The sequence below is a fragment of the Polaromonas sp. P1_G2 genome (assembly GCF_056405515.1).
Genome location: NZ_JBFUBY010001758.1, coordinates 1 through 360, shown reverse-complemented (window position 1 = coordinate 360; position 360 = coordinate 1). Strand labels below are relative to the sequence as shown.

At 59.7% G+C, this 360-nt stretch carries 1 protein-coding gene; it reads left to right on the top strand.

All coding sequences use genetic code 11. The features are described 5' to 3' along the window. The coding region (locus AC1D0P_RS32460) for an SDR family oxidoreductase (protein ID WP_477680475.1) at positions 1 to 360 on the top strand (360 nt) is incomplete at both ends.

Sequence of the window (360 nt, the reverse complement as noted above, 5' to 3'; positions counted from 1 at the left end):
CGCCAGCGACGTCGCCGTGCAGAAGACTGTCGCCGATCAGGTCGAAAATGCCTTCGGCAAGCTGGACATCGTCTTCGTCAACGCCGGCGTCGCGGACCTGAGGCCGGTAGAGGCTTGGGACGAAGCCGGTTTCGACCGTTCGTTTGCGATCAACGTCAAGGGACCGTATTTCCTTGTCCAGGCGTTGCTGCCAATTCTTAGTAACCCGTCTTCGATCGTGCTCAACACCTCGGTCAATATCCATATCGGCATGCCGACCTCGAGCGTCTATGCCGCCACCAAGGCAGCGCTGTTGTCGATGGCCAAGACCTTGTCGGGTGAACTGATCGATCGCGGCATCCGCGTCAACGCCGTCAGCCC